Here is a 26122-nt window from a genome sequence, read left to right as displayed (position 1 = left end):
CAGTTAACGAGTGAGGCGACGCGCACGGATTTTACGCTTTTTGATATTGCCTTCTGTTAATTTTCGTAAAGCAGGTTTTGCAGCAACACGCTCAACAGCAATAAAAGCGACATTATCCAGCACATTAATTTTACCAACTTGATGGCCTGCAACCCCTTCTTTACCAGTTAACGCCCCTAAGATATCACCCGCACGAATTTTTTGCTTTTTACCCGCATCAATCATGATGGTTGCCATCGTTGGCTTATAAGCTGGCTTTTCGAGTAAACTAAACGGCGGTAGTGGTTCAGGGTCAAAGTCACGCTCATAGTGGTCACCGATTTGCGCTACCTTGAATTGTTCTGCTTCCCCATATATTGAGCAAGCAATGCCTTTTTTACCTGCTCGCCCAGTACGGCCAACTCGGTGAACATGAGTTTGTGGGTCATGAGCAAGGTGGTAGTTCACCACCATGTCCATATCATTAATATCCAGTCCGCGAGCAGCCACGTCTGTCGCCACTAAAATCGAAGCACTCTTATTCGCAAAGCGAATTAATGTGCGCTCTCTCTCTCGCTGCTCAAGGTCACCATGAAGTGCAACTGCACTGAAGCCCTCAGCAAAAAGGTCATCACAAATCTGTTGCGTTTCTACCTTGGTGTTACAAAAAATCACACAGCTTTCAGGTTGAAACTTCAGCAGCAGTAGCTTTAGTGTATTAAAACGCTGCTTATTGTTATCCAACTTATAAAAGTATTGCTTAATCGTGCTTTTTTCTTGCTCTTCTTCAACCTTGATCATTTCAGGGTTGCTAAGTACTCGCTCAGCAATAGCTGCAATCGACTTTGGATAGGTCGCACTGAATAACAGCGTCTGGCGCTGGGCTGGAATACAGTCAACAATCGCGTCTAACGTATCCTGAAATCCCATATCAAGCATTTGATCGGCTTCATCCAGTACCAATGTCTCGACATCATCTAAACTGAGTGTCCCTTTGCGAATGTGATCATCGACACGGCCAGGTGTGCCCACCACGATGTGAGCACCATGTTCAAGTGAACCTATTTGCGGACCAATAGACACGCCCCCACATAGCGTTAATACCTTTATATTATGAATGCTACGCGCTAGCTTACGTACTTCTTGGGCCACCTGTTCGGCTAATTCACGAGTAGGGCATAAGATTAATGATTGAATACGAAAACGTTTTACATTTAGCTTAGCTAATACTCCTAAACTAAATGCAGCTGTTTTACCTGAACCTGTTTTCGCTTGCGCAATGATATCTTTCCCTTGCAAAATCACAGGCAAGCTTTGTGCTTGCACTGGGGTCATTTGTGAATAACCTAAGGTCGATAAATTTTCGACTAACTCTTGCGGTAACGCCAATGATGTAAAAGCAGATGCTGTCACAGTAAAATTCCACACTTGATAATTGAGGGACATCCTCGAAGATGTAGGTGATCATAGCAGACATTCGCTCTTTTCTCTAAAGCAAAAATAAGTACGACTCTCACCACACCTTCAGTTCATATTTCGTTACAGTTTGCTACTTTATAACTCCCTGTATATGTTCTAACTTAAGGGTATTACCAAGGAAGAAGCTATGTTACTTTTTAATACCGCTGTTGCTGATGTTTTCTATAAACAGGCTACAACTTGCCCTCACTGTCAGAGTAAACATTTTTCACTGATTAATAACAGTAAGCTGCTTCGTTTTACTATTTTACCTGTCGCCCCTTTATCTATTAGTTATCAGCGCCAATGTGATGATTGTGGTCATATAACTGATGTGCCTTGGTACTCTCTGCCCGTTTTAGAGCTCATTTCATTTATAAAGTATTTCATAGGCCTTTTAGTTATTAGCTACCTTTTAACGACGTTTATATTAAGTAGTCAACGTCAGAGCGAAAATGAAATACACTACCTAGAGAAACCAAAACAATTTGATACTTACTTTGTTCTTTCAGAACAATTTACGGGTCAACCCAAACGCGTTAATAACTTAAAAGTCGCCCAGTTAATTGAATTTAATGATAATACAATGACCTTTCGTGTAGGTAACTACACTTATAAATACAATAAAGATATCGAAATTGCGATGCGAACCAGCATGCTGGTACAAGATAATTACTTTGCCAGTAACACAATTACCTTAACAAAACAGCAAGTTCATGACTTTTACCGCGATAACATCATCTATAAGATTTTACGTCCAGAACTTTATAGCCTATTTGGTGGCTTTGTAATGCATCCACCTAAACCTAAACCTCTCTATACAGGTGTGAAGCTTGATAAAAATAACCAGCAAGGGATCACTTACTTTAAGGATGGTCTTTATAAGGAAGCTATTGAGAGCTTTACCCTGTCTGCAGAAGCGGGATATTCATGGGGGCAGCTCAATCTAGCTCAGATGTACCGAGATGGACAAGGCATCCCTCAAGACACAGCTAAAGCAGTTTACTGGTTAAACAAAGCAGCACAACAGAGCAACCCTAAGGCAAAAATTGAACTCGCAGAATTGTGCCTATCTTTCGACTGCACTCATTTAGAATAATCTTTAAAGGTTCACGTAAAATAGTGTTTACAACACTATTGATACAATATAACATAACCATATCATTGCTTGAGTTTAATTAGGTAATTGCTAATTAAACTTGAGTCAGACCCTGCACACTAGCACGCTAACGTTCCCGTGCTACACTCTTGCCGGCGGGGTTATCTCGCCGGCCTTTTCAATTAACTTGTTAATCTACGCCAGCCCTGTAGACACACCACAATTATGAGTCCTGCAAGTATGCCGAGCATGCCATCAAATAGAATGGGCGCAACAAACTCTCCAGCAGCGCCTGCATGTTGCAATGCAAAACGAGTAACGGCTTGCTGAGTATGATGTAGCAACGCAATACCATGCACTAAAATACCACCGCCGACTAAAAACATGGCAATGGTCCCCGCAATAGCTAAGAAGCGCATTAATTTTGGCGCCAATGCAAGTAAAAATTTACCAAGTGATTCCTTTAACTTACTACCACTATTTTCTGCTGTTTGAAGCAAATAAAGTCCCGCATCATCCAGCTTAACGATACCTGCTACTAAGCCATACACGCCAATCGTCATGATCACCGCGATAACGCTCAGCACTAATGCTTGATTAAAAAGTGTCGCACCAGCAACAGTACCTAGCGTAATGACGATTATTTCGGCAGAAAGAATAAAGTCGGTACGAATAGCTCCTTTGACCTTCTGCTTTTCGTATTCTCGCAAATCTTGATGTGCCGAGGATGGCTGCTCGGAACTCTCCTTATGGCCGAAGAACTTTTCGACAATTTTTTCAGCCCCTTCAAAACATAAAAATAAACCACCAATCATTAGCAAAGGGGTAATAAGCCAAGGAAGCCATGTACTGATTATTAACGCGGCTGGAACCAGTATCGCTTTATTAACAAAGGAGCCTTTAGCAACAGCCCAAACAACGGGTAATTCACGGTCAGCTGTCACACCAGTGACTTGCTGCGCATTGAGTGCAAGATCGTCGCCAAGCACACCCGCCGTTTTCTTAGTCGCGACTTTACTCATAGTCGCAATATCATCTAAAAGTGTCGTGATATCGTCAAGTAATGTGAGTAAGTTAGTGCCTGCCATAGTCATTCCTTGCCAATTAATTACACTCACAACATAACTTATCTAGTCATTTTCACCAACGGTTAATTTTTCTTTGTTAGGCTTATACTTCATTCAGTAAACAGGGGGTGTCGCAATGATAAAACCACTTCTCTCAGGACTCATTCTCGTTAGCTTGTGCGCGTGTGCAAAGCAAAGTGATCCAAATAATTATACATGTGGCGAAGACTCCACAGTGAGCATTGCTGACATTAGCGAAGATGAAGCTGAGCTGTTGTTCAAAGAACAGAGCTTTGTATTAAACCGACAAGTAAGTGCATCAGGTGTTAAATACAGCAATGACACTGTTCTTTTTTGGTCAAAGGGTGCTGAAGCGATGTTCATTTTAAAGGGAAAAAAATATCATTGTGCACTGAACCAATCTTAGCAAAATCTGGTTGCTGAAATTCGCTTAATCACAGGTTTTAAGTATAATGACGACAGTTTATCCAGCGTTTAAGTAGCCACAATGAAATACAAAGATCTTCGCGAGTTTATCGAGTTATTGGAACAAAAAGGTGAGTTAAAACGGATCAAGCAAGAAATCGATCCCTACCTTGAAATGACTGAGATTGCCGACCGTACATTGCGTGCCGAAGGCCCTGCGTTGTTATTCGAAAACCCTAAAGGTCACTCTACCCCTGTATTAGCAAATTTATTTGGTACACCAAAGCGTGTTGCAATGGGCATGGGACAGGATGATGTTAGTGAATTACGTGAAGTAGGCAAACTGCTCGCTTTTTTGAAAGAACCTGAACCACCTAAAGGTATCAAAGAAGCACTTGGACAAATCCCAGTATTTAAGCAAGTGCTAAACATGCCAGCAAAGGAAGTAAAAAAAGCCCCTTGCCAACAAGTGATAGTGGAAGGTGACGATGTTGATTTAACACAGCTTCCAATTCAGCACTGCTGGCCTGGCGATGCAGCACCTTTAATCACATGGGGACTCACTGTCACCAAAGGGCCTTATAAAAAGCGCCAAAACTTAGGTATTTACCGCCAGCAACTACTTGGCAAAAATAAAATTATTATGCGCTGGTTATCTCATCGTGGTGGAGCCCTCGATTTTAGAGAGTGGTGTAAAGAGCATCCTGGTGAACCTTACCCTGTATCAATAGCGCTTGGGGCTGATCCCGCCACCATATTAGGTGCTGTTACACCAGTGCCTGACACCTTGAGTGAATATGCCTTTGCCGGTCTGTTACGTGGAAGTAAGACAGAGGTCGTTAAATCTATCTCAAATGATTTACAAGTACCCGCAACAGCTGAATTTATTCTTGAAGGCTATATTATGCCGGATGAAACGGCACCTGAAGGCCCCTATGGCGATCACACGGGTTACTATAATGAAGTCGATGAATTTCCAGTGATGACGGTGACTCATATCACACACCGTGAAAACCCAATTTACCATAGTACCTACACAGGTCGTCCACCTGATGAACCTGCCGTTTTAGGTGTCGCATTGAACGAAGTCTTCGTGCCGATCCTACAGAAGCAATTCCCTGAAATTGTTGATTTTTACCTACCACCCGAAGGCTGCTCTTATCGTATGGCCGTGGTAACTATGAAGAAGCAATACCCAGGCCACGCTAAGCGAGTCATGATGGGGGTGTGGTCTTTCTTACGTCAGTTTATGTATACCAAATTCGTCATTGTTTGCGATGATGATGTCAATGCACGTGATTGGAATGATGTCATCTGGGCAATTACCACACGTATGGATCCTGCGCGTGATACTACAATGATCGAAAATACACCTATCGATTATCTGGATTTTGCATCGCCAGTATCTGGCCTTGGCTCAAAAATGGGGATGGATGCCACCAATAAATGGCCTGGAGAAACAGACCGTGAGTGGGGTGAACCCATTGTAATGAGTCCTGAAATTAAACAACGTGTTGATGAAATATGGGACAGCTTAGATATTCTCTAGCCTGTGTCTATGATAAACTGTTCAAAAATTAACGGTTGTATAAACCTACAACCGCGACATGCGTTTCTGCTTATTAAAGGTAAACTATGCAAACATTACTCGCTGACGTTGTTGCGATCAGCCCGCTTACAGACCATGTACATAAAGTCATTTTGAAACCACAGCAGCCTGTGTCATTCGAGGCAGGCCAATATATGCAACTTGTATTAGGCGAAAAAGATAAGCGTGCCTTTTCAATTGCTAGCCGTCCTTCTCACACAGAGCAAATTGAACTGCATATTGGTGCATCTGGTGCAGACTCATATGCTATGCAAGCACTTGAGCATTTACGCCAAGCACATACTAAGCAGCAGCAAGTAAACGTAGAAGTTGGCTTAGGTGTATCGCAACTTCGTGCGGAAGGTGAGCGTCCAATCATTTTACTTGCTGGCGGAACAGGCTTCTCATACGCAAAGTCAATGGCTGATCACCTCGCAGAAATTGGTTGTGAACGCACCGTATTGTTTTACTGGGGTGTTCGCGAACAAGCAGCATTGTATGCTCATGATGAAATGCAAGCATGGGCTAACAGTAATCCACACTTTCAATACATCCCTGTCGTCGAAAAGGCATCAGCAAGCTGGACAGGTAAAACAGGCTATGTTCACAAAGCTGTTATGGCAGATATCGTGTCACTCGAACCCTATGATATTTATATGGCAGGTCGTTTCGACATGATTGGTATTGTACGTGATGACTTTATTAATCATGGCGCAATCCGTGAGAATATGTATGCCGACGCATTCGCATTCATCAAGTAAATAAAGACTCAAAAACTCTCACAGGCATTCAATATAGAATGCCTTTTTTATTAATGCCTTCAACGATCTATTTTGTCCAATTAATAATCATCAAATCCATACAAACGATTTCACAAACAGCGTTTCATTGACCATACTTTGTTTAGAATAACGAATGGGGAGAAACCCACATGCTAAACACCAAAGTACAAGATTTCATGCAACGTAAGTTACCGCATATTACGCCAGAAACAGAAATGACTACGGCCATCAGTGAATTACAAAAATTTAAACTTTTGGGTGCGCCTGTTTTTGATGACAAGCAATGTTTGGTCGGCTTTATTTCAGAGCAAGAATTGCTGCAACCTTTAATGCAAAATAGCTATTTCTGCGATGGTGTTGTAAAAGTTAAACAGCTCATGCGCACCGATGTGGTGACTGTCAGTAGTGATCAAAATATTATTGAGCTTGCTGATAACATGAAAACAGGAAAACCCAAAAACTATCCGGTTGTCGAGGGAACGAAAGTGGTCGGTATGATCAGTCGCGGAGATGTGCTCAAAGCATTGTATGAAAATTACCTTTCATGCCAAGAGCACCAAGTATAAATAGCTCGCTATTATCGATTTGCAGCCAGCTGCTGTAATACAGCTTTATCAGTATCGCTTAGGTAGGCTATTTCAAGCGCATTTGCTTGTGCTTTTTCCATATCAGCTTGATTTAAACCAGCAGCAGGAGCAGCAATTTGATATTCGTGCGCAATTTCAATACCTTCTACAGCGGGATCATCGGTATTAATTGACGCTAAAATACCATGATCCAAAAAGGTTTTTAATGGATGGGTAGCAAGTTCGGCTACCGTGCTTGTTTGAATATTACTGGTTAAACAAGACTCAATACCAATACGGTTGTCACGTAAGTAATCCATAAGCGCAGCATCTTCAATGGCTTTTACGCCATGACCAATACGGGTTGCACCCAACTCGTTAATTGCTTGCCAGATACTTTCACTGCCCCGTGCTTCACCGGCGTGAATAGTCGCCGCCAAGTAAGCATTATGCACTTGCTTAAAATGATCAATAAATAACTCACCAGGGAAGCCCATCTCGTCTCCGGCTAGGTCAACAGCGACTAAGTCATTTTTAAATGCTAACAGAGCATCAAGCTCTTGCTGACAAATTTTAGTACCATAGGTACGCGACATAATACCAATCAGATTCACTTTAATTGGAGCACCTTGGCAGGCACTTTTAATACCATCGACCACGGCCTCAACAACACCTTCTGGGTGTAACCCTTGGCTCTGAGCCATATAGTAAGGACTAAAACGCAGCTCTACATAATCAAGTTTTTGAGCGATTGCATCTTCAACATTCTCAATAGCAATACGGCGACACGCATCGTAATCCCCGAGTACTTTGACACCCCAATCTAGCTTTTGCAAAAATGCCACTAGATTTGGCTCAGGGTCTATTACCTGTACATGAGGAATAAGCGCTTTAATATTATCAGCAGGTAATTCAAGGTTAAACTGACGACCAAGGTCTAAGATCGTTTGTGGGCGAACATTCCCGTCAAGGTGACGGTGAATATCAAGCAAAGGGAGTTTGTTATTGATCATAATTAGCACTCAGGTTCAGTAAATTTGCGCGGATCATACGTACCCACGACGATATTTCAAGTTTAGATGATTTTATTTACTTTTTTGAGGTCAAATGTCTGCCTCTTTCTATTAGCGCTGTGTTTGTATAAGTCGCCAAATAGTTTTAAAAAGCTTTTCTGCATCAATCGGTTTCGTTAAATAACCGTTCATACCACATGCAATGCCTTTTTTATAATCATCATCATGGGCATTAGCAGACAAACCAATAATGGGAAGCTCTGTCATCATCAGCTCTTGGCGAATCACTTTGGTCGCTTGCAAGCCATCCATGTTGGGCATTTGAATATCCATAAGCACAACATCATATTTATGTTCGCTGATCATCTTGATCGCTTCATATCCATCCTTCGCGACATCAGGCTTACAGCCTTTGGTTTCTAAAATAGCGCACGCCACATGTTGATTTAATGGATTATCTTCAACCAATAAAATAGCGAGTTCAGCAAATGAAACAGCGCTGATATCAATATCACTTAAATCTTCATTTTCATGTGTGATAGCTTCTAAAGGTGATACTAGGGGCAGGCTGAACGTAAATTGTGCCCCTTGTCCCTCTGAACTAGACAAGGTTATATCCCCGCCCATCAAGTCGATAAGCTTTTTACATATACTTAATCCAAGCCCTGTACCACCAAAGCGGCGTGAGGTCGAACTATCGGCTTGTGAAAATGGCTGAAACAGTGTTTCTTGCACCTCTTTTTTAATCCCTATGCCGGTGTCGATAACACTAAAATATGTCGTATCGTTTTGCTGCCAAATTTTTAGGGTAATGGTTCCTTGGGGGGTAAATTTAACTGCGTTATTCAGCAGGTTTAGTAATATTTGTTTCAGTCGAATGGCATCGGTATGAATCACCAGCGGCTGTGTATTATCGTAATCGACAATAAACTGCAATGCACGAGAGTTCAGTTCAAATTGCAGTAAATTACTCATTTCACTGACCAAGTTACAGACATTAATTGGTTCTTGATGCAAGTCTAAGCGACCTGCTTCAATTTTTGAAAAGTCGAGCACATCGTTTAACACTCGCAATAACACATTGAGCGCACTATCAGCTTGCTCAATATAATCACGCGCTTGCTGCCAGTCCTGCTCTTGCAATGCCAAATAATGAAGCCCTTTAATACCGTTGATAGGCGTGCGAATTTCATGGCTCATATTGGCTAAAAATTCACTTTTGATTTGACTCGCTTTATCCGCTTTTAATTTTTCATTACGTAGGCTTTGGGTTTGTTTCGCAACCTGTTGGCGTATTTGTATATTTGTGCCCGTTACTGAAATTAAAAAAATAATTAATAACCAAACAAATAACATGCCTACTATCTGTGCAAACCAATACATAAGCCAAGATGACTGTGCCACTGACTCCGATAACTTTATTTGCCACACCCGTTCGCTAATATGAAAATCAAAATGTGCAATTTGCTTCATCCCAATGCGCCCAGAGTTTGAAATTTCAATAGGGTTTTGAGCATCGCTTACATCATAAAAGCTGGCTTCTATATCGGTCGTTTGATTGTAATTCAGCGTTTGCGCTAAAGTATCTAAATTAATGACTGCCACGACATAACCTTTAAAGCCAACCTGACGATGTAAATCAGCATAAACGGGGTTAAAGAATAAAACCCCACGCTCATTACCATCACCTTGCATTAAACTAATGGGTTCACTAACAGATATATTTTTAGTTAAACGGGAGTTTGTTAGCGCTTCTCTTCGCACTTCACTTGAGGCTAAATCAAACCCTTGAGCTGACTCATTTCCTTGTAGTGGGTGAATATATTGAACAGGGAAATAAATAGCTCGCTGAGAGACGCCTTGCCACTCGCCCGCCGCATTTTTTTCTTTCACATAAAATGATGCCCCTAACTCTTCGCGTAGTGACCTTTGGTAATCAGGTAATTGTGAATGCATCACTTTAGGAGCCCACTCAAAAGCTGCAATTTCGTTACTGTCTTGTAATTGTCGAGAAGTAAAGCGCTTGAACTCTTGAAAGTCGACATCATCACTGCTGGCAAAAAATGTAGCAAGTAAAGCTAGGTGTGATTGTATTTCACTTACTTTGTGCTCTAGGTTGGCTTTAATAGCACTGACCTTCGCTTGTTGTCGCTGATCATCTTTGTCCTTTTTCACACTTGCTGCACCATAAAAGCTAATACAAATGATCAAATAGATAAGCAGTGAAGGAACAATAATCTGCGCCCGCTGTTGCATAAGGTTATAACTAAATGCCGCCAATACAAGTGGTGTGAAAATCAATACACCAATGCTGTCACCTATCCACCAAGCAATAAAATTATTCAGTGCCATATAACTAGGAATAACCTGATTTATTATTAACAGTGCGGTCCCTGTCAATGGCGCAATTAAACAACAAATAGGGCCACCGATAACGAGCCCTTGTACACTGTTTTTAAGAGATGACAACTCAAGCGGTATTTTTACAATATGGGTGATAATGTAATATGCAGCCCAAGCTTGAAAGGTAGATGCAGCTGTTACGCTAACAGCTTGGAGCATAATCTGCCAATGAAGAATATCGGAAACACGGTCTAGGTGAATCAAATTAACTAAAAAAGCACCAAGAATAATCCCTGCTAAGGCTCGGTTGCGTTGTAGTAGAATACTTGCAAGGGCAATCCCTGCGGGTGGCCACGCTGCAACCGCATAACCATCAATAGCGAGTAACGAATTACTTAAATACCCTGTAAGAAAGTAAGCAAGCGCAATACTTATTGTCAGCGTAAACAAGTTCTTCAAGCCATTTAACTCCTTTTAGGCAAATGGGACTCTATTGATATAACACCAGCGCTTTATCTGGTTGGGCACTTTTACTATAACTAAGCGCAGCCTGCTGAAGGTATTCATGGCGATTATTGGCATTAAGCGCTTTATCAAAAACACGCGCAGCTAAATCGTACTCACCATGGGCATTCGCAAGACAAGCCAAAGCTAAAAGCAACTGAGTATTGTCAGTGTCTTTTTTCAACACATCCTGCAAACTCGCCTGTAATTTTAATGCATCCCCTGCAGCACTAGTTCTTAGAATATGTGCTAAGTCTTTATGCTGCCGCGGATTTTTAATCATTTTAATTAAGCTTAGCTCAATTTTATTTAAATCGCCTGCTTTCGCCATGGCAGTGAAGTAACTAACTTCAGCCAAAGGTTTCAAATTCTTTGCTAATTGCTCAAATCGCTCTGTTAACGTGCTGCTAGATTCTGCGTCAAAATAGCGATTGAATAATTGCTGCCATTCTTTGTCTGTGAGTGCTTTTTTACGAAGTAGACGCGGCATAAAGTCATTGAGTGCAGCCCACTTTTTCTCTTGAACTAATACGTGAGCATACATTTTCAGTTCAAGATTTGATGCTTTTTTATGCTCAGCTAATGCTTTCAAATCAGCAAAAATCGTACTGGTTTCACCACTAGCAATCCACAGATTTGCCACTTTCAGTTGCTTGCTTTGACTAATCTTATCAAGGTAACTAATCGCTTTTTCGGTGTCATTTTCAGCCAGTGCAGCTTTTGCAAGTAAGGCATAACGGACGTCAGCCCACTGTTCAGCGACACTATTATTATGCAGTGCTAATTCAACTTCAGTGTAATCATTGTTAATAAGACTCCATACACCTTGCTCAATAGCCGCTTGCTTTCGCTCTTCACTGCGCGCAAAAAAGCGATGACGTGTATGGCTGTACAAAGACCATAAATAACGCACCAATTTGTAGAGTAAAAACCCAGCACCAGATAGCAAAACGATCAGTGCACAGACGCCCCAAATAGTGCCTTCTACGGTCGTTTTATTAAATGAGATTAATACATAGCCTTTTTGATCGATGAAAAAAGGGGCGATCCCTAAACAGATTGCAATAGCAATTATTAACAGTAAAAAGCGGATCATTGCGCCCACTCCTTCACCTGCTCAGTGCTTTTCAGCGATACATTAGGGTTAAAATCGAGTTGCTCTTTTGAAAGCTCAAGCAAACTCTTCAGAGCAGCTTTAGTCACCGTATCATCTTGCTTGAAATAGTCCTGTACTAAGTCATGCGCAGCATCAACGGCAGTGAAGTAAACGCTACTTTGTTTCGATAACACAGCATCTTGTGCTTGCGCTAGATACAAGCTCAAACGCTGCTTCACTAAATGACGTTCTTGCTCACTTAAAAATGGCGCAACAACCATGTCTTCACGGGTACGCACGGTAACAAAGAAGTCTTTAAATTGTTGCCATGACTTAGCTAAGTTTTGACGCCACTCGCTAACATTTTCACTGAGTTTATTTGGGTCTTCTTGACTCACTTCTTCAGGTAAAGAAATCGCGTTAAAAACAAGTTCATCAATATGCTGCGCAACCCCATGTAATTTTAGATAGATAGCTTCAACTGCAACAGGCTCAATGGCATTTAAGGTTTGTAAATCTTGGTGAATTGCCTGACGTATGTTTCCAGTGCCAGGATGCTCTGCCAATAAAGAATCTAAACGTGTTAATACCGCAGCCGCACCTTGATAGTCATGCTCCGCCCAAACCTTAAACTCAGCCATACGCTGTAAACTTGTTACTTCTTGCGGATTTAAGGTATAAGCCTGTTGTTCAGCACGTTTCAATGCAGCGTCTAACTGTTGCTGAGTTTGCTGCACATTTTCACTCAATGCATCAGCTACTTTTTGCTCATTGTTATACAGTGAATGCTGTAATGTTTGCTGCGTACTTTTCACAGCATCAAGTTGCTGTTGTAAACGCTGGTTTTCGGTTGTCAGTTCAATCAATGCACGTGAAGATTGCTGATCACTATTAAGTTTTTGATAAAACTCATAGCCAACCGCAGAAGCAACTACCACGGAGATAAGTAAAGCTAAGCTACCGGTTTTACTAATCCCTTTTTTGTGATGAACCGTTTGCCCAGAGGCCGTCTTACCTGCTTGCGCCTTTTTCGTGGACTCGGCTGCTGGTTTAATTGACTGTTTTAAATCTGATTCACTCATTTTGCTACCTTGCTCATTGATACAGGTGAACATCGCATTATCGCTTGCCCCCGCAGCAATATGTATATGTGTTCTTATTACATTCTTTTGCTGCAAATAATCAGCAATACGTTCACTTGCAACATAAAACTGACGCTTAATTAACCATCCTAACTGTGATTCATTTTGACCATTAAAAATGGCATCCACAGCGGCATTACTTGTAATGACTATACCTTCAACATTAATTGTTTGCCAGTGGTCCATCCACTTGCTAGGTTCACTTTCAATGGCACTGCGTTTATACACAACCAACTGATTTAATAATGCACCGCGCTGCTTCAATGTTTTCGCGATGGTGGTGCGCCCACCTTCGCCTTTCACTAAAACAATATTACTCAGTTCAACATCTTGCAGTGTTTTTAGCTCAAGCAACCCTTCAGAATCATGCTGTTTTGGCACCGCAGCACGACGACCAAACGCCTCATAAACAGCATCGGCAGTTTGCTGCCCAACGGCATATAACTGAGCAGCTTTATTTATAGAAGGAGTGAGGCGAAGCAATGCATGAACCGCATCTTGCGATATAAAAATAATTTTATCTGCATTTTCCAGCGGGGCGAGCTCTTCACTACTCGGCGTTAAGTAGTCAAGGGTCAATACTGGACACTGGGTTGTTTGATAACCCGCCTGCTGAAGCTGAAGAGCAAGTTCAGTGCCTTTACCTGCTGGACGAGTTATCAAAATATGCATATTACGCGTCTCTGTATACGTCAGCTAAGATTTTATCAGCACCTTGAGCAAGTAACTTTTCGGCAAGTTCAATGCCTAGTTTCTGTGCGTCAGCGACTGGGCCAGTTACTTCGTCACGGAGCATTTGGCTACCATCAACCGCCCCCACTAGACCACGTAAATGAACCTGCTCCCCGTCAACAAGTGCAAATGCGCCAATAGGTACCTGACAACCACCTTCTAAACGTCGATTCATCGCACGTTCTGCATTAACACGAATACGTGTTTCAGTATGCTCAAGGGGAGCGAGTAGGGCTTTGGTCACTTCATCGTCAATACGACACTCTATGCCTACTGCACCTTGGCCGTTTGCAGGCAGAGATACTTCCGGCTCAATAAATGCGGCAATGCGCTCAGGCATTTCCAGACGAATTAGACCCGCAGCAGCAAGAATAATCGCATCATATTGGCCGTTATCAAGCTTTGCCAAGCGCGTATTGACGTTACCACGTAAATCGTGAATAACAAGGTCTGGACGGGCTTCGCGAATTTGACACTGACGTCGAAGACTTGATGTGCCCACAATCGCGCCTTGTGGCAATTCATCTAAGCTTTTGTAATTATTTGATACAAACGCATCGCGAGGATCTTCGCGCTCACAAATAGTATTAAGTTCTAAACCATCCGGAAACTCAACCGGCACATCTTTCATTGAGTGAACAGCGATATCCGCTCGTCCATCTAACATGGCCTGCTCAAGTTCTTTAACAAATAAACCTTTACCACCAATCTTGGCAAGTGGTGTATCAAGGATAATATCTCCCTGCGTTGACATGGGAACAAGCTCAACGGTGACATCATCATGAAAGTGCTCAAGTTGAGCTTTTACAAATTCAGCTTGCCATAAAGCGAGTGCGCTTTTACGGGTCGCAATGCGAACGTATTTTGTTGTCTGAGTCATGAAAAATCCAATTATTTACTAAGCTGACGCTAATCAGCTAAAATTCTAAATTCTTTTTGTGCAAGTAAGTTGCCATCGGTATCAACAACTTCAACACGCCAATCACCTACTTGTTCAGGCATAATATTTTTAGTCGAGTAAGTGCGAAAACGCGGACTGCTTATCGCTAACTCAATTGAAGCCAGTTGCTGATCTTGGTAATACCATACATGACGTACAGTTTGCCCCTGCATATTTTTAAGCTCACTGAAAAAGCTAAGGCTTTGGCTAATATCAAGCAATTTTACATCGCTTTTTAGAACATTGACTGGTTCTCGATCAACAACATCTGTCGTTAATACCGCTCGACTCACTTTATCCGTATCTATTTTAGCGCCAATTGCCACACTCGCGATATGGGCTGTGTGAGCAAACTGCTGTTTATTTTGAACAGCTTCGGGCTGCGCTTCGTCTTTTGGCTCACTAATTTCAGGAGGCGTCTCATCAACGCTTGCTAATACTTCGTCGTTTTGATCTGGCTCAATAACTTCTGCTAGCACTTGCGGTGAGTCGCTTTGTTGCTGCAAATCGGTTTGCACTTGAGTATTAATTGACGAGGTAGGTTCATCTTGCAAACTCATTGTTGCAGGGCCTTTGGCCTGCTCCGTGTTATGCGCCAAGCGCGGCAGCTCGTCAAGCTCGCGACTTAAATCTGTTTCAGTGGCCAATGATGCTTCTTGCTGAGCTTGCTGTTCTGATTGCTCTGCATTTACTGCACCTAAAAAGCTATACGCCACAATAGCAAGCGCAATAAATAACACACTGCCAACTAGCACAATACGCCGCCAATGCCATTGATACGTTACTGAAGAAGGTGTAGTATTGACTGATTCGGCACTTCCCATATTTGCTTTTATTACCAGTTTTTTTGTCATATTGGCCTCTTTACAAGCTATGTTAGCTCAAGCGAGCAATTAACCACTCTCTGATTGCCATCAGTTCTTCACCACACACCTGATGCGCCATCGGATAGTCTTGCCAGCTTACTTCCATGTTATTTGCAGATAATACATCAAACGCTTGCCTGCCCGCACTATGCGGTACGACATCATCAAGACGACCATGCGCCATAAATATATTTAAACTATTTTGCTTCGCCTCATCAGCGAGCTTATCAGGTACGCACATATAAGTTGATAGCGCCATAACACCCGCTAGTTTTTGCTCTAAACGTGGTGCTAAATGCAGTGATACAACACCACCTTGTGAAAACCCAGCAAGGACAATCTTATTGGCAGGAATACCTTTCGCTATTTCTACTTCAATAAGCTCGGCGACTTTTGCTGCGGAGTCTCTGACACCTTGCTCGTCAGCACGCTTATCTAAATCCATCGACTTTATGTCGTACCAAGAGCGCATTGCCATTCCACCATTAATGGTGACCGGTTGTACTGGCGCATGGGGAAATACAAAGCGCACTCCCAGCTCTTTTGGTAAAGCTAACTGTGGGGCAACAGGAGCGAACCCATCACCTGAATCGCCCAGACCATGCAGCCAAATAACACTTGCTTTATGCTCCCCTTGAGCAGGGTACTCTACGCACTCTAAACTCATAGCTCAGAACGCCATTCAATAGGTTGGCCCGCTTGACGAGTCGCAGCATCACACATAAATTGCCAAAATTCAGCACCTGAACGGTTATCAATCCACTTATCGTCACGTAATTCAAAGTGATGACCATTAAATTTAGTCGCAACCCACACCTGATGCAGTGGTGCTTGTTTATTGATCACAATTTTACTGCGATCTGCAAAGATGATTTCTAAAATACCTGATGCAGACTCGTAGTCTAAATCAGCATCACAGTCATCGATTTGCTCTTCAATCGTTAGCATTAATGCATCGGCTAATGTGTGGTATTCATGATCAGTCATTTTTATGTCCTTTAACTGGCTTATAAGCCTAGATCTGGGGGCAGATTATGTACATCAAGTGTAACAGGAATAAATTCATCCGCGAATAGCTGCATTTTTTAAATATTCTGTTACTCTGCGATTATAAAGCCAGCAACCGTATTAATCTAATGAAAGAGACTCATAGCCAAAAATTAAAGACCATTTTACCCTTTGCCCTTCTGCTCACCTTAGCCGGCTGCGGACAAAGTGGTGCTCTTTACCTACCAGATGATACGCCGCAGTCAACAGACTCTCAGCCTGAGGCTGCTCCATCCGAACAACCAGAACAAAAACAGGACTAATTGATGGACTTTTTTAATTACAAAGATAGCCAGCTGTTCGCTGAAGACATCGCTGTCAAAGAGCTTGCCGAACAATATGGTACACCTTGTTATATCTACTCCCGAAAAACCTTTGAACGTCACTACCTGGCCTTTGCCGAAGCCGCAAAATCGCATAAAAGTTTGGTATGCTATGCCGTAAAAGCGAATTCAAATATTGCTGTACTCAACATCCTAGCGCGCCTTGGTTCTGGTTTCGATATTGTTTCGAAAGGGGAACTTGCGCGAGTAATTCAAGCCGGTGGCGATGCATCTAAAGTGGTCTTTTCTGGGGTGGCCAAAACAACTGATGAAATCGCCTATGCACTTGAATTGGGGATTAAATGCTTTAATGTTGAATCAGTGGCGGAACTTGAGCGTATCTCAGAAGTCGCCACTTCGCTAAAGCGTATTGCACCTATTTCGATTCGTGTAAACCCTGATATCGACGCAAAAACCCATCCGTATATCTCTACCGGTTTAAAAGAGAATAAATTTGGTATTGATATTCAAACCGCTGTTGCTGTTTATCAGCATGCTGCATCTTTACCAAGCCTAAAAATAACAGGTGTTGATTGCCACATTGGTTCACAGTTAACAGAAATCAAACCCTTCTTAGCAGCGCTTGAAAAAGTACTTACTTTAATTGAACAACTAAAAGCCGTTGGCATTGAACTAACTCACCTTGATATTGGCGGTGGTCTTGGCGTGCCCTATAACGACGAAACACCTCCTCACCCAAGCGAGTATGTTGACAAAATCACGGCTCGACTAGCTGATTATCAGGATTTAGAGCTTATTTTCGAGCCTGGCCGCGCTATTGCAGCCAATGCTGGGATTTTAGTAACTAAAGTTGAGTTCATTAAACAAAACCAAGACAAATACTTTGCCATTGTCGATGCCGGCATGAACGATATGCTTCGCCCGTCACTTTACCAAGCCTGGCAAAGTATTGTTCCTGTTATCCCGCGCGAAGACGATACTAAAAGCCACAACTACGATATTGTGGGTCCTGTGTGTGAAACCGGTGACTTTTTAGGTAAGGATCGTCAACTTGCTCTTCAAGCGGGCGATTTACTTGCACAGCGCAGTGCGGGGGCTTATGGCTTTACGATGAGTTCAAACTATAACTCACGCCCTCGTGTTGCAGAGATAATGGTTGATGGAGAACAAAGTTATTTAATCCGTCAACGTGAAACTCTTGAAAGCCTTTGGCAAGGTGAGAAAATTTTACCATAAACGTTTTTATAACCGCCCTGCTCTGTGGCATGATTAGCTCAGAGCAAACCCGAATTAGAGCGTTATGTTAGTTAATTTCTCAAAAATGCACGGCCTAGGTAATGACTTTGTTGTTATTGATAACATTACTCAAAATGTTTTCTTATCACGAGATCAAATTAAAAAGCTGGCAGATCGCCACTTCGGCATAGGTTTTGATCAATTACTCATGGTCGAAGCTCCCTATTCTCCTGATCTCGACTTTCACTATCGTATTTTTAATGCTGATGGTAACGAAGTCGAACAATGTGGTAATGGTGCCCGCTGCTTTGCTCGATTTGTACGCATGAAAGGCTTAACAAACAAGCACAAGATCACCGTATCAACCAAATCGGGAAATTTAACTTTATATATTGAGAAAGACGGCCAAGTAACGGTCAATATGGGCCATCCGACTTTTGAACCAAGTAAAATTCCACTTAAAGCCAGTAAACGAGAGCTCACCTATATTCTTCGCACTGAAGAACACACCATCTTTAGCGGCGCAGTCTCAATGGGTAACCCACACTGCGTATTAGAAGTCGATGATATTCAAACAGCTGATGTTGACACTTTAGGGCCACTGCTTGAAAACCATGAACGTTTTCCACAACGAGTCAATGTGGGCTTTATGCAGGTAATTTCGCAAGATCATATTAAACTAAGGGTGTGGGAACGCGGTGTTAGTGAAACCCTTGCTTGTGGAACGGGCGCATGTGCAGCGGTTGTGATTGGTCAAGCCCAAAGCAAGCTAGCAAACACAGTACAGGTCGATTTACCAGGCGGTAGCCTGCAAATACGCTGGCAAGGGGAAGGCCACCCCGTAAGAATGACCGGTCCTGCGGAGCATGTTTTTGATGGGCAAGTAGCATTATGAGCAAACAAACAGAACAACAAATTGCAGAATACTTAAAGGCGCACCCTGATTTTCTAGTTAACAACCCTGATGTACTTGCAGGGCTTGAACTGCACCAACAAACAGAGGCAGCAACGTCGTTAGTGCATATTCAGCAACGCCAACTGCGAGAACACAACACCTTACTGAAAAACAAAATTGCGACGTTAATTGAGCAAGCAAAAGAAAATGAGCTAATTTATCGCTTATTTAGTGAATGCCATCGTCAGCTTTGGACCAATTACGACTTTACAACACTGGCAAGTAACCTACGCAATATAATTTGTACCAACCCCTCAATAAATGAGTGCCACCTTGTTAAGTATGATAAAAAGTTTGATGATTTAATCGCGCACCGCTTACAAGATACGGGCACTTATTTAGGCCGTGTAAATCAACAAGAGCGCGACTTACTGTTTTCTGATTCAACGCAATCTACCGCATTATATTTAATTGGTAATACTAAACATCCAGTGGCCATCTTGGCGTTTGGCAGCGATGATGTGAATCACTTCGAACCTGCTAAAGATAGCTTCTTCGTACTCGATTTTGTGCGCTCATTACAGCTACGCTTACTGGAACTTGCATGAGTGAGGAAATTGCGCCAAACACAGACGAGTTAAGCGATGCTTGGCGCACGCCTATCCAACTTTTTGCAGACTACTTGCGCTATGAAAAACAATATTCAGCGCACACGATAAGTCAATACACCAGCCAACTAAGCTTTGCAGCTTTGTACTTTAGTAAGCTTTGTGAAAGCTGGTTTAATGTACAAGGTGAGCATATTCGTCGTTACAGTATGCAATTGCGAAGTAAACAATTAAGCGGCCGCACGATTAGTTTAAAACTGAGCTGTATTCGTAGCTTGTATAAATTTTTAAAAGCCAAAAACATTGCAAACCAAACACATTACCACAATCCTGCCGAAGCTATTAAAGGACCTAAATTTTCTAAGCCATTACCCAAAAATTTAGACGTTGATCAAATGGCAAAGCTATTAGAACTCCCCGATGATGACCCATTGGCTATTCGCGACAAAGCAATGATGGAATTAATGTACTCCTCCGGTCTGCGCATTAGCGAGTTAGTTGGCGCTAACATACAAGATATTAACCCTACAGAAGGCGAAATGTTAGTCCGTGGTAAGGGTAACAAAGAGCGCTTACTCCCTGTTGGAAGTAAAGCCCTCAACGCTTTAAAAGCGTGGCTAAAAATTCGCCCACAATTTGCACACCCAGATGAAACCGCAGTCTTTGTAAGTAGCCAAAAAAAACGTATTTCAGTACGCCAAGTTCGCCTGCGTATGCAAGGATGGGGCATTAAACAAGGCATAAGCTCGCAAGTGCATCCACATAAGTTACGCCACTCATTTGCCTCGCATATTCTAGAATCATCCGGTGATTTACGTGCTGTGCAAGAGTTATTAGGCCATAGCAGTTTATCAGCAACACAAGTTTATACACACCTTGATTTTCAGCATTTAGCCAAAGTGTATGACAATACCCATCCACGCGCTAAAAAGCGCTCAACACCTGAGTAATCCGTTGTAATTATGATCCGATTTAATCGTGCCTTATCGCCAGTTTCTGTGTTAAGTTTTGATTTAGATGACACACTCTATAACAACCATCCAATCATCAAATCAGCTTTGCAAGCACAAGCTGATTATCTTGAAACGCTAGAACAATGGCCTGTCGATAGCATGAGCTACTGGTTAAAATGCCGCGATAATGCCTTAAAGCAAGATGCGACTTTAATCGATGACGTGACGCGCTGGCGACAAGCAGCATTATTATATGCCATGACCAATCTGGGGTTTGATAAAGAAACCGCTCAGCAGCATGCACATGGGGCCTATCAAGCTTTTGCCGATGCCCGCAGCCAAATAACCGTTGCGAATGATGTACTTGAGTTACTTGCTAGTCTAAATAAACAATACCGTTTAATTGCCATCACCAATGGTAATGTCGAGGTAGAAAAGTTTAACCTTAATGGCATGTTTGAGTTAGTTCTACAAGCAGGCCCGCACGGTAAAGCAAAACCACACAGCGCCTTATTTGATACTGCGGCTGCAAAGCTAAACATCCCTCACAGTGAAATTTTGCATATTGGTGATAGCTTAGACACGGATGTACAAGGGGCTAATAACGCAGGCTGTCAAAGTGTTTGGTTGAATAATCAAGAAACACAGTACAAATACAAGGGTCTAGCAGATATCGAAATAAGTAACATTCTAGCCCTTCGTCACTTAGTTAAAAGCTAACTATTTTTTAATGTGTTTTATGCTGATAAAGTAACCATATTAAGAGGAGTCTTTGTACAGGCAAAATAGATGAATACTCTACTCAAATTAATATTGGTGTGTTCTCTTTGTTTAAATACTTATTTTATATGGCAAATAAACTCTCAATACGCCTCTGAAGTAACGCCAGAGCAAGCCACTTCTATCTCGCTAGAAAAAACCACTGTTTTGCCCAGTGAGTTTGAACAAGCTATTGTATTTTTTGATAATCAACAATTTGATAAAGCAATTGAGTTTTATACACAACTTCTTGCAAGCGATCCTCACCAAGCCAAGCAATTAAAAAAAGCTTGGCAACAAGAGGTTGAAGCTTGGCTCTCAGGTCACGATGAAGATGTAAGCGAGCTATTTCTAAGTGCATTTTTAAAGCGTCACCCCTATGACATTACAATGCTAAAACTTGATGCTAAACGACTTATCAATCAAGGTCATCTTCAGCAAGGGATCGTGAGCTTAATGGCATTAGCAAACCGACTGGATAGCAATCAACAAGGTTCTTTAGCTAAACAGATTGAAGAGTTAGTCACCTTGCAGATCACTGCCCTCACTCAAGCACAACAATGGCAACAACTACTAGAGCACAGCTTACAGTGGCTAGACTATGCACCACACAACCCACACTACTTATATACTTACGCAATGGCTTATTATCAGTTAGGTGACTATGTTGCAAGTCAAGTAGCCCTTGAGCAACTACCTGAAAATCACGCTTTTACAAGCCAAGCGAATGAGTTACATCATAAATTACAGCAAGCGTTAACTGGCGTGGATATTATTGAACTCATCCCCCATGGCGCGCACTACTTGGTTAATAGTGTTATTAATGACACTCTGCACGTTAGATTAATGATAGATACGGGGGCCAGCTTCACCGTGATAAACCACGCGCAACTAGATAACCTCGCAGAGCCAGCCATTTTTGTCGGTACGCTACAAGTGAATACTGCAAATGGCACCGTCAAAGCTAAACGTTATAGGGTACGCTCTTTTCAAATTGGTCAGCAGTATATAGATAATTTTGATGTATTAGTGATGGACAATCACTCAGGCGTGGGATTGCTAGGTATGAACTTTCTCGGAAATTATAAGTTTAATATCAATCAACAACAGGATGAGTTAGAGTTGATAAAAAATAACAATTAAGGATAAAGCATGACACTCAATGCATTTTTAGCAAAACTGGCAGATACACCGACATTGATTGAATTCACTGATACAATGGCCGTTATCGAGCAAAACTACCATTTCACTCCCAGTGGATTTAATAACCATGGGCTTATTAGCTCAGCAAATGAAAATAATGGCTCATGTAAGATCTTTGCCTTTGCCAAACTTAACCAATTGAGTAAGCAAAATACGTTAGATTGTTTTGGTGCTTTTTATCGTGATGATGTACTGAAACACCCTGATGCACATGATCACATGAATATTCGAACATTTATGCTCGCACCAGAGGCCACACCTTTCTTGGGCATAACTTTCACAGAAGAAAATGTTCTAACGGCCAAATTTGAGCGATAGGCTTTTTTCCATAAAGTAGCGGCAACCATCAAGTGGGTAATTTGCCATTTGGTACTTCACTTGGTAACCATTTTTTTCGTAAAAAGGCTTTGCTTGGAAGTCAAGTGTATCAAGTTGAGCCATCTTTGCGCCAAGCGCAGTCGCTTTGCTTTCAAGCTCATTCAACAGTCGCGAAGCAAGGCCCCTGCCTCTAACAGAGTCATCGCACCATAGCCAACTTATTAATAACCAATTGCCAAATACTTGGCCACTAATACCTGCAACCACTACCTGCTTTTTATCGACAAACTTAAAGCCTAACGGAATACGTTGTGCATTAAAATGCTGCTTATTATACGTAACAATATGCGTTCTTAGCTGGTCACTTAACTCTACTGAATCATCACTTTTTAATTGATACATAGCATACCCATAAAATGTTATGACTCAGTATACGCTTTAAAATCAATCAGTATAGATGATTCTTGCCATAAGGAACCTCAAGCATATTGCTGGCGAGCTTCTCTGGCTGCCCACACATTTCATCGTAAGCACTAGTATGACGTAGCACCATTTCACCGTAGCTTAGATGGTCGAGCCTCTTTTGAATATGTAATGGGCTGAGATCACGTATAAACTCACCATGTTCATCAGTGACATAATATTCAACGTTATTGATCACCACAGACACTTGGTAGAGTGCCATTTCCAACGAGTGAAGGATAACCTTTTGCAGTGGTTGGTGCGCTGCAAGTTCAGATAACTTAATTGCCATGTCGAACCCCTTTTATATGTAGTACTTCTTATACGCGGGTTTGATATACTATGATCAAATTAACTGTACAAAAATCACTCATGCCAGAAAAAGTACGCCTTGCTAAATTTATTGCTCATGCGGGTATTTGCTCTCGAAAGCAAGCATCACGCTTGATAGATCAAGGTGAGGTAACAGTAAATGGCCGTGCTGCAAATCACATAGATCACGTCGATGAGCACGATGATGTGATGGTACTTGGCGAAAAAATTTCAGCAAAAATGCCACTCACCTACTTTGCGTATCACAAACCCGTTGGTATAGATTGCAAATTAAATGCTGACGACCCAACAAGCCTTATTCATAGCCTGCCTAAAACCACTCGCGTTTACCCAATTGGCCGGCTCGACAAAGACTCCCGAGGTTTATTGATTTTGACCAATGACGGCGAGTTTTGTAATCAACTGATCCACCCTGATTACCACCAACCCAAACGCTATTTAGTCACGGTAGATAAGCCACTTGATAGCGACTTCTGTAAAAAAATGGCGGCCGGTGTGCCCGTAGATAAACAACTAACGCTCCCTTGTGAGGTGACTCAAGTCACCGAAAAGCAGTTTTGCATCGTCTTAAAACAAGGCTTAAACCGTCAAATACGAAAAATGGCACGTTTTTGTGGCTACAAAGTCATCGACTTGTACCGCACAGATATCGCAAAGCTGTCACTCACCACGCTGAATTTGCCCGAAGGACAGATAGTTAGTATCAAAAAAAGTGACATTATCTAACAAAAAAGTTTGCATTAATTGATTACGCGTGTAATCTTAAATTGAAGATTACATCTGTAGGCATAAAAATGATTGAACTTTCTAAAGCTGAATTCGAAGTATTAGATGCTGTGTGGATTAACTACCCTGCCACGGCAAGTGAAGTAATTGCGCGTTTAAGTGACGATAAAGAATGGCACGAAAAAACCATAAAAACGCTGCTAAGTCGTTTAGTTAAAAAAGGCGCGCTAAGCTTCGAAAAGCAAGGTCGCCAATATAACTACACTCCCTGCATTGCCCGTGAAGAATACACATTAAAAGAAAGCCAAAGCTTTATTGAACGCTTTTTTAACGGCCACATTGCGCCATTAGTAAGTGGTTTTGCTAAATCAGAGCAACTCTCGCAACATGATATTGATGAGCTAAAAAAGGTCATTGATGATTGGGAAAAACAGCAAAAGTAAGGCGTTGTTATGTTAGATGCATTTTTTAATTGGCTGTTAGATCAACAGCTTTTGATCTCATCTGCAATTTTGTTTTTATTGCTGCTAGAGCGAAAACTACTAAGTCAGCTATCGGCACGCTTGGTTTATACACTGTGGGCACTATTACCTATTAGTTTATTGTTAGCGAACTTACCCGATCACTTAAAGCCAATTCAAAACGACTTTATCAGTAAGCTGACTATCACGCCAAATACAGAAGTAATGCCGCAATTTACGCTAACGTGGTTTGCTATTTATGGTTTTATTAGTGCTGCACTGCTGATCACTGCTGTGTATTTTCATTACCGCTTCTTAACAAAACTGCAATTAGCACCAATTGCGCTTGATCAGCACAGTAGCCAAAATATGCGCTTATACCAAAGCAAACAAGTGAGCTCACCGATGGTTGTAGGAGTTATAAACACCAAGCTAGTGCTGCCAACAAACTACCAAAGCCACTACGATAGCCATGCTTTAGCGCTTATTTTAGAGCATGAATCAGTGCACATTAAACGCAAAGACAACCTAGTTAATGCCCTCGCCTTAAGTGCCACTATTTTGCTGTGGTTTAACCCTGTCGCTTGGCTTGGCTATGCAAGCCTACGTCGTATTCAAGAGCTTTCATGTGATGAGCAAGTGCTCAAAAATAAATCGACAGAACAACGAATTTTATACAGTAAGGCATTAGTGCACTGTGCCAGCTTTAGCAGAGCAGGCTTAATGGCTTATTCACAATACGGAGATAAAAACACCATGTTACAACGTCTAAATCAAATAAAGCAGATCGACAACAGTTCATTTATCGCAAAAACAGCGTTAGTTATTTTTACAATGGGCATGCTTAGCAGCTTTGCAATTGCAAAGCAGCCGATGTCAGTTGAAAAAACAAAAGATTACCAAGCGGTTATGCGTGTGGAACCAATCTACCCAATACAAGCTGCAGAGCAAGGCATTAGCGGTTCAGTCGTTCTGAAATACGATATTTTACCAAGTGGCGCCACCAGCAATGTCAGTGTGGTTAGTGCGGAGCCTGAAGCTGTTTTCAATCGAGAAGCAAAAAGAGCCTTAAAACAATGGCAATATGCGCCATCTGAATCGGGCTTTAAAAACGCCTTAGTGCAACTCGATTTTGCCTTAGACGAAAACTATCAAGCAAAAGATTTAATAGAGAAAATTAAAGTTAGTTCGAAATAAGCTGTATCAACTTAAGACCTTAAAGCAAGCGCCTTATTT

28 protein-coding genes are annotated in these 26122 nt (G+C 41.9%); 16 read left to right on the top strand and 12 right to left on the bottom strand.

What is annotated here, in order from left to right:
• Positions 1 to 3: 3 nt before the first annotated feature.
• Positions 4 to 1392: an ATP-dependent RNA helicase DbpA gene (gene dbpA / locus PAARA_RS13190; RefSeq protein WP_062569494.1), complete on the bottom strand. Its 1389-nt coding sequence runs from the start codon at positions 1390 to 1392 to the stop codon at positions 4 to 6.
• Positions 1393 to 1585: 193 nt separating this feature from the next.
• On the opposite strand from dbpA, the gene PAARA_RS13185 reads away from it, so the two are divergent.
• A complete protein-coding gene (locus PAARA_RS13185) occupies positions 1586 to 2536 on the top strand; it encodes a tetratricopeptide repeat protein (RefSeq protein WP_062569493.1) in 951 nt (316 codons plus the stop codon).
• Between the two features lie 182 nt (positions 2537 to 2718).
• Here the strand turns inward: PAARA_RS13185 and PAARA_RS13180 are convergent, their stop codons facing one another.
• Positions 2719 to 3624: a DUF808 domain-containing protein gene (locus PAARA_RS13180; protein WP_062569492.1), complete on the bottom strand. Its 906-nt coding sequence runs from the start codon at positions 3622 to 3624 to the stop codon at positions 2719 to 2721.
• 115 nt (positions 3625 to 3739) lie between these two features.
• Here PAARA_RS13180 and PAARA_RS13175 point away from each other — a divergent pair, with 115 nt between their 5' ends.
• The 4 genes from PAARA_RS13175 to PAARA_RS13160 all read left to right on the top strand — a co-directional run bounded on the left by PAARA_RS13175 (position 3740) and on the right by PAARA_RS13160 (position 6965).
• Positions 3740 to 4030, top strand: a complete 291-nt coding sequence (locus tag PAARA_RS13175) for an MliC family protein (protein WP_062569491.1) — start codon at positions 3740 to 3742, stop codon at positions 4028 to 4030.
• Positions 4031 to 4111: 81 nt separating this feature from the next.
• Complete coding sequence (ubiD, locus tag PAARA_RS13170; protein ID WP_062569490.1) at positions 4112 to 5578, top strand: 4-hydroxy-3-polyprenylbenzoate decarboxylase; 1467 nt, start codon at positions 4112 to 4114, stop codon at positions 5576 to 5578.
• An 86-nt stretch (positions 5579 to 5664) separates the two neighbouring features.
• Positions 5665 to 6378, top strand: a complete 714-nt coding sequence (gene fre / locus PAARA_RS13165; RefSeq protein WP_062569489.1) for an NAD(P)H-flavin reductase — start codon at positions 5665 to 5667, stop codon at positions 6376 to 6378.
• A 170-nt stretch (positions 6379 to 6548) separates the two neighbouring features.
• A complete protein-coding gene (locus tag PAARA_RS13160) occupies positions 6549 to 6965 on the top strand; it encodes a CBS domain-containing protein (protein WP_062569488.1) in 417 nt (138 codons plus the stop codon).
• 11 nt (positions 6966 to 6976) lie between these two features.
• On the opposite strand, the gene add is transcribed toward PAARA_RS13160, so the two are convergent.
• From add to cyaY, 8 genes are all read right to left on the bottom strand, one after another.
• Positions 6977 to 7978: an adenosine deaminase gene (gene add / locus PAARA_RS13155; protein WP_062569487.1), complete on the bottom strand. Its 1002-nt coding sequence runs from the start codon at positions 7976 to 7978 to the stop codon at positions 6977 to 6979.
• Positions 7979 to 8089: 111 nt separating this feature from the next.
• Positions 8090 to 10780 (bottom strand): CHASE domain-containing protein, encoded by a 2691-nt coding sequence (locus PAARA_RS13150; RefSeq protein ID WP_062569486.1) that lies wholly within the window; start codon positions 10778 to 10780, stop codon positions 8090 to 8092.
• A gap of 31 nt (positions 10781 to 10811) precedes the next feature.
• Positions 10812 to 11921 (bottom strand): heme biosynthesis HemY N-terminal domain-containing protein, encoded by a 1110-nt coding sequence (locus PAARA_RS13145; RefSeq protein ID WP_062569485.1) that lies wholly within the window; start codon positions 11919 to 11921, stop codon positions 10812 to 10814.
• On the bottom strand, positions 11918 to 13735 hold the full coding sequence (locus PAARA_RS13140) for a uroporphyrinogen-III synthase (protein WP_062569484.1): 1818 nt from the start codon (positions 13733 to 13735) through the stop codon (positions 11918 to 11920). Before PAARA_RS13140 ends, PAARA_RS13145 begins: the two co-directional genes overlap by 4 nt.
• Before the next feature lies 1 nt (position 13736).
• Entirely contained in the window at positions 13737 to 14675 is a 939-nt protein-coding gene (gene hemC / locus PAARA_RS13135) for a hydroxymethylbilane synthase (protein ID WP_062569483.1), read from the bottom strand.
• Positions 14676 to 14704: 29 nt separating this feature from the next.
• On the bottom strand, positions 14705 to 15589 hold the full coding sequence (locus PAARA_RS13130) for a DUF2914 domain-containing protein (protein WP_062569482.1): 885 nt from the start codon (positions 15587 to 15589) through the stop codon (positions 14705 to 14707).
• Between the two features lie 22 nt (positions 15590 to 15611).
• Complete coding sequence (locus PAARA_RS13125; RefSeq protein WP_062569481.1) at positions 15612 to 16268, bottom strand: alpha/beta hydrolase; 657 nt, start codon at positions 16266 to 16268, stop codon at positions 15612 to 15614.
• Positions 16265 to 16588: an iron donor protein CyaY gene (cyaY, locus tag PAARA_RS13120; protein WP_062569480.1), complete on the bottom strand. Its 324-nt coding sequence runs from the start codon at positions 16586 to 16588 to the stop codon at positions 16265 to 16267. The genes PAARA_RS13125 and cyaY overlap by 4 nt, the downstream gene beginning before the upstream one ends.
• 149 nt (positions 16589 to 16737) lie before the next feature.
• Between cyaY and lptM the strand changes: the two genes are divergently transcribed.
• The 8 genes from lptM (at position 16738) to PAARA_RS13085 (ending at position 22904) form a co-directional block, all read left to right on the top strand.
• On the top strand, positions 16738 to 16911 hold the full coding sequence (gene lptM, locus PAARA_RS21000; protein ID WP_157066204.1) for an LPS translocon maturation chaperone LptM: 174 nt from the start codon (positions 16738 to 16740) through the stop codon (positions 16909 to 16911).
• Positions 16912 to 16914: 3 nt separating this feature from the next.
• Positions 16915 to 18168 (top strand): diaminopimelate decarboxylase, encoded by a 1254-nt coding sequence (lysA, locus tag PAARA_RS13115; RefSeq protein WP_062569479.1) that lies wholly within the window; start codon positions 16915 to 16917, stop codon positions 18166 to 18168.
• Positions 18169 to 18232: 64 nt separating this feature from the next.
• Entirely contained in the window at positions 18233 to 19063 is an 831-nt protein-coding gene (gene dapF, locus PAARA_RS13110; protein WP_062569478.1) for a diaminopimelate epimerase, read from the top strand.
• A complete protein-coding gene (locus PAARA_RS13105; RefSeq protein WP_062569477.1) occupies positions 19060 to 19671 on the top strand; it encodes a DUF484 family protein in 612 nt (203 codons plus the stop codon). The genes dapF and PAARA_RS13105 overlap by 4 nt, the downstream gene beginning before the upstream one ends.
• The gene (locus PAARA_RS13100) at positions 19668 to 20621 is read left to right on the top strand and encodes a tyrosine recombinase XerC (RefSeq protein WP_062569476.1); all 954 of its coding nucleotides are present in this window, start codon (positions 19668 to 19670) and stop codon (positions 20619 to 20621) included. The genes PAARA_RS13105 and PAARA_RS13100 overlap by 4 nt, the downstream gene beginning before the upstream one ends.
• A 12-nt stretch (positions 20622 to 20633) precedes the next feature.
• Positions 20634 to 21344, top strand: coding sequence for an HAD-IA family hydrolase (locus PAARA_RS13095; protein WP_062569475.1), 711 nt, complete (start codon positions 20634 to 20636; stop codon positions 21342 to 21344).
• Between the two features lie 69 nt (positions 21345 to 21413).
• Positions 21414 to 22526: a retropepsin-like aspartic protease gene (locus PAARA_RS13090; protein WP_062569474.1), complete on the top strand. Its 1113-nt coding sequence runs from the start codon at positions 21414 to 21416 to the stop codon at positions 22524 to 22526.
• Between the two features lie 9 nt (positions 22527 to 22535).
• Positions 22536 to 22904 (top strand): HopJ type III effector protein, encoded by a 369-nt coding sequence (locus PAARA_RS13085; RefSeq protein WP_062569473.1) that lies wholly within the window; start codon positions 22536 to 22538, stop codon positions 22902 to 22904.
• Here PAARA_RS13085 and PAARA_RS13080 read toward each other — a convergent pair.
• Together PAARA_RS13080 and PAARA_RS13075 are read right to left on the bottom strand one after the other, a co-directional pair.
• On the bottom strand, positions 22881 to 23306 hold the full coding sequence (locus PAARA_RS13080; RefSeq protein WP_062569472.1) for a GNAT family N-acetyltransferase: 426 nt from the start codon (positions 23304 to 23306) through the stop codon (positions 22881 to 22883). The genes PAARA_RS13085 and PAARA_RS13080 overlap by 24 nt on opposite strands.
• A gap of 46 nt (positions 23307 to 23352) precedes the next feature.
• A complete protein-coding gene (locus PAARA_RS13075; RefSeq protein WP_062569471.1) occupies positions 23353 to 23658 on the bottom strand; it encodes a DUF6482 family protein in 306 nt (101 codons plus the stop codon).
• 80 nt (positions 23659 to 23738) lie between these two features.
• On the opposite strand from PAARA_RS13075, the gene PAARA_RS13070 reads away from it, so the two are divergent.
• From PAARA_RS13070 to PAARA_RS13060, 3 genes are all read left to right on the top strand, one after another.
• Positions 23739 to 24425: a pseudouridine synthase gene (locus tag PAARA_RS13070; RefSeq protein ID WP_062569505.1), complete on the top strand. Its 687-nt coding sequence runs from the start codon at positions 23739 to 23741 to the stop codon at positions 24423 to 24425.
• Between the two features lie 68 nt (positions 24426 to 24493).
• Entirely contained in the window at positions 24494 to 24868 is a 375-nt protein-coding gene (locus tag PAARA_RS13065) for a BlaI/MecI/CopY family transcriptional regulator (protein WP_062569470.1), read from the top strand.
• Positions 24869 to 24877: 9 nt separating this feature from the next.
• Positions 24878 to 26083: a M56 family metallopeptidase gene (locus PAARA_RS13060; protein ID WP_062569469.1), complete on the top strand. Its 1206-nt coding sequence runs from the start codon at positions 24878 to 24880 to the stop codon at positions 26081 to 26083.
• The last annotated feature ends 39 nt before the right edge of the window (positions 26084 to 26122 follow it).

The organism is Pseudoalteromonas arabiensis (genome assembly GCF_001550155.1).
In the GTDB taxonomy this organism is placed as follows: Bacteria; Pseudomonadota; Gammaproteobacteria; order Enterobacterales; family Alteromonadaceae; genus Pseudoalteromonas; species Pseudoalteromonas arabiensis.
Note: the sequence above shows the minus strand (reverse complement) of the source record. Positions and strands in the feature narration are given on the sequence as shown.